The 3,391-nt window shown below is 62.1% G+C and carries 5 protein-coding genes; 1 reads left to right on the top strand and 4 read right to left on the bottom strand.

All coding sequences use genetic code 11. The features are described 5' to 3' along the window. The 3 genes from KP699_RS16045 to KP699_RS16055 form a co-directional block, all read right to left on the bottom strand. Positions 1-174: transposase (locus tag KP699_RS16045; protein WP_215763104.1), on the bottom strand; the 174-nt coding region annotated here is incomplete at its 3' end. A 72-nt stretch (positions 175-246) separates the two neighbouring features. Further along, positions 247-468, bottom strand: coding sequence for a hypothetical protein (locus tag KP699_RS16050; protein ID WP_215763322.1), 222 nt, complete (start codon positions 466-468; stop codon positions 247-249). A 101-nt stretch (positions 469-569) separates the two neighbouring features. Further along, entirely contained in the window at positions 570-1,076 is a 507-nt protein-coding gene (locus KP699_RS16055; protein WP_215763323.1) for a YaiI/YqxD family protein, read from the bottom strand. A gap of 156 nt (positions 1,077-1,232) precedes the next feature. On the opposite strand from KP699_RS16055, the gene rlmB reads away from it, so the two are divergent. Then, positions 1,233-2,069, top strand: a complete 837-nt coding sequence (gene rlmB, locus KP699_RS16060) for a 23S rRNA (guanosine(2251)-2'-O)-methyltransferase RlmB (RefSeq protein WP_215763324.1) — start codon at positions 1,233-1,235, stop codon at positions 2,067-2,069. Here rlmB and KP699_RS16065 read toward each other — a convergent pair. Beyond that, positions 2,003-3,313 (bottom strand): cytosine permease, encoded by a 1,311-nt coding sequence (locus KP699_RS16065; RefSeq protein ID WP_215763325.1) that lies wholly within the window; start codon positions 3,311-3,313, stop codon positions 2,003-2,005. The genes rlmB and KP699_RS16065 overlap by 67 nt on opposite strands. Between the last annotated feature and the right edge of the window lie 78 nt (positions 3,314-3,391).

The raw sequence follows: 3,391 nt of genomic DNA on the forward strand, positions 1-3,391 counted from the left end.
CTTGTGCGGACCATACGCTTTCGGGGCATCCTTCCACTGAAGGCCGTTGCGGATGACATAAACGATCCCGCTCAGAACACGCCGGTCATCCACGCGTGGCACGCCGTGCGCCAGAGGAAAAAAAGGCTCAATCCGCTCCATCTGGCGCTCAGACAGCATAAACACATCACTCACAGGCTACCCTCCATCGGTAAACCTGTGAATCACAACCTCTCGCTCAGTTCAATAAATTAATAGGTCCTGAGCCTAGTAATCCTGATCTTCGTCAGGGAATTCATCATCCTGATTGTCGCCGAGATAATGGTCGGCGTAGTTTGTCATTTCTTCAATAATGTCTTCGCTTTCTTCCGCGCGCTGGCGTTCTTCTTCATCCTCTTCCTGCTGAAGGAGCATGAGTTCATAGACTTCGTCTTCAGCAAAGTTGTCGTAAAGATCGTCATCATCAGAGTGGAGCGGGCGGTTTGGCATTTTGAAAAACTTCCTTGCGAATCATCCGTTCTCCGGCAGTTTTATCAGCAGACTATGACGGCTGCACTTTCAATTTTCTGTTCAGGTACTTTGCCGGAGAGTCAGACGCTCCGCCCACCCGGCGGAGCCGCAAGCCGTGCGGCCAGAAGAGTGCCAGCGGCCTGTTTTTTGCCGCGCACCACGGCGGTATCCAGTGCGGAGAGAAACGCGGAGCGGTCTTTTTTAGTAAAGCTTTTCCCGCCGCCCGTCATGGTGCCGGTGGAGCGGAGGTCTTCCATCAGGTTGCGCATGGCCAGCGCCATGCCGATGGCGTTTTCATCCAGAATACGGCCGGTGGGGTTCAGCACACACGCGCCTTTTGCCGCGCAGCGGGCCGCCAGCGGAATGTCTGAAGAAATGACAATATCATGCGCCTGAACATGTTCGGCAATCCAGTCATCCGCCACATCCATGCCGTCTGTTACCACAATCCGCTCAATCTGCGCGGAGGCCGGAGCCGCCAGCAGGCGGTTGGAGACGACATAGGTTTTCAGCCCGTGACGTGCGGCCACCTGATAGGTCTCATCCCGCACCGGGCAGGCATCGGCGTCTATAAAAATACGTATCATGGGCGCAAGCCTATGCCCTGCTGCAAGCGGGTGGCAAGGCCGCAGGACCGCCGCCTGCACGGCGCGGCGTTCCCGAATGTCCGCTTAAAGGGGGATAGCCCGGCAGGGGCAGTTTGCGGTAGGGAGGGGGCTGAACAAGATAGCTCAGGGTTTTTCATGCGTCCTCCCCGTTCTGGCCGTCCGCCCCGCCGCTCACGCGGTTCTTCTCCCGCTGGGCGTGAGGGGGCCGCGCCTGCTGGTACCTGCTGGCTGTTTGGCACGCATGCCGTGGCCGCCGCGCTTGCCAACCCGAACCGCGTGTTCCAGCGTCTGATGGTCACGGAGCCTGAGCATCCCGCCCTTCTTGCTGCGAAAGAGGCCGGGGCCGTTATCCGCATTGAGCCGGAAATTGTGCAGCGCGCCCGGCTGGATGATCTGCTGGGGGAAGAGGCCGTGCATCAGGGTGTGGCCGCGCTGGTTAAGGCGCTGCCGAACCTGACGCTGGAAGAAGCACTGGAACGCCCCGGCCCGGTGCTGGTGCTGGATCAGGTGACAGACCCGCGCAATGTGGGTGCCATCCTGCGGTCTGCCGCTGCCTTTGGCGCGGCCTGCCTTGTGGTGCAGGACCGCAATGCACCTGAAGAAACCGCCGTGCTGGCCAAGGCGGCTTCCGGCGCGCTGGAGACGGTGCCGATGGTGCGCGAAGTTAACCTCTCCCGCGCGATTGAGGCGTTGCAGAAAGGCGGCTGCTGGACAGTCGGGCTGGATGCGGGCGGTGGCCTGCTGGATGGTCCGTCCTTCAAAGGCCGCCGCGTGGCGCTGGTGCTGGGGGCGGAAGGCAAGGGCCTGCGCCGCCTGACGCGCGAAAGCTGTGACGAGATTGCCGGGCTGTATATGCCCGGTGAGATGGAAAGCCTGAACGTGTCCGTTGCTGCGGCAGTCGGGCTTTATGAGCTGGCGCGGGAACGCATGCCCAGCACATACCACCCTCCGGCAACAAAAAAGCCCACGTAAGAGCCGATATCCGCCCCGTTCAGCCACCGGGCGACGGGGCCGGTATAAAGCTGGCTTTCTGAAAACAGCAGGATGGTCAGCACGGAGGTCACGGCAAAAATCGTGGCTCCGTACGACCAGCCCGGCGGCACCGGGCGGGGCTGGCGCGTGCCGCAATACCAGTCGGCCAGCACAATGCCAATCCACGGTGCAATCCAGTACATCGTGACCAGCAGATAATCCGTATAAAGGGCTGTATAGCGCCCCGCTCCGGCCACAGCCAGCCCGTAGCCCAGCAGGGCGGTCAGGATGGCGGCGGCTACGCGCGGCACATGCAGTCCTGCGGAAATCAGGCTGTAACTGGCCGTATTATCGTTAAACGAATTGCCGGTAATGGAAGAGAGCGCAATGGCGGCCAGCGCCACAGCCCCCAGCGGCCCCATGGCCTGCTGGAGCGAGGCAATGACGGCGGTGGGGGAGGGGTTGGCCACGCTCCCGGCACTGATCAGCCCCAGAATCTGGAACGGGATGGCGGAACTCAGCAACCCGGCCAGCGCCAGCCAGACCACTTTTTTCGGGTCGGTATCCGCAGGCAGATAGCGCGTATAATCCGAGGAATAGGACGCCCATGAGAGGTTGAAGCTGACCAGAATCCCCGTGGCCAGCAGGAAGGTGGACAGGCTGACCGGATGATGCGCGGTAATAGGCGCAGACCCGCGCACGGCAAACACAACACCCATCAGAATAAAGGTAATGAGCAGCAGGCCGCCCAGATATTTCTGCACAGCCTGCACCACATGATGCCCGTAAATGGAGGCCACCATCTGCACCGAGGCCAGAACGGCCAGCGCCAGCCAGAACGGCAGCGCCACGCCTGCCAGCATGAGCAGCGCCATCAGGGCCGTGGCGGCGGGCACGTTGTTCACGGCGTCCCACCCCACGCAGTAAATCCAGTTGAGGAAGGCCGGAGGGCGCACACCCAGCCGCCCCAGCGCGCGGCGCGAGGCTTCCATCTGTGTCAGGCCGGTGGCGGGGCCAATAGAGGCGGCAAGGGCTACCGGCAGCGCGCCGATCAGATTGCCCAGCAGCACCGCCAGCACCCCGGTTTTAAAGTCCAGACCCAGACTAATGAGCAACGCGCCCGTCACCCAGCCGCCCGGCCCCAGATTGGGGGAAAAATGGCTCCAGAACACCTTGTCCAGCGCCATGGTTTTCTGCGCTGCGGGGACAGGTTCCCGCACGGAGGCTTCAGAAAGCTCTTCCATCATGCCGGATGGCGTGCGGGGGTGAGCCTGCGTCGCGGGGGGCAGGTCTGAGCCTGTGGAGCCGGGCTGGCCGGGGGG

The sequence above is a fragment of the Acetobacter sp. P1H12_c genome (assembly GCF_018811975.1).
In the GTDB taxonomy this organism is placed as follows: domain Bacteria; phylum Pseudomonadota; class Alphaproteobacteria; order Acetobacterales; family Acetobacteraceae; genus Acetobacter; species Acetobacter persici.